The organism is Ruegeria sp. SCP11 (genome assembly GCF_040329455.1).
GTDB lineage: Bacteria > Pseudomonadota > Alphaproteobacteria > Rhodobacterales > Rhodobacteraceae > Ruegeria > Ruegeria atlantica_E.
Genome location: NZ_JBDZYG010000073.1, coordinates 1 through 223 on the forward strand (window position 1 = coordinate 1; position 223 = coordinate 223).

Annotated in this window: 1 protein-coding gene; it reads right to left on the reverse strand. The window is 70.9% G+C overall.

The genetic code is table 11. The features are described from left to right. Positions 1 to 223 (reverse strand): hypothetical protein (locus tag ABLN94_RS24675; RefSeq protein ID WP_352997370.1); only part of this gene is annotated, 223 nt, incomplete at both ends.

Consider the following 223-nt stretch of genomic DNA (forward strand, 5'->3'; position numbering starts at 1 on the left):
ACTTCATCGGTGAGCAGGGCGACGGTATAGGCGCCGCTGTCCGCCAGGTCCCAGCTGCCGCCGGGTGCTGCGACGGTATAGGTGGCGGTGCGCGGGGTGCCGTCGCTGTTGGTGTCGAGGGACACGCCGGTGACCGCGAGCGGCCCGGCCGGACCGGAGACGGTGATGTCGCCGCTGTCGATGCTGGACGCGTCCACCGCGATGTTGTCGGCGAAGGTCACGG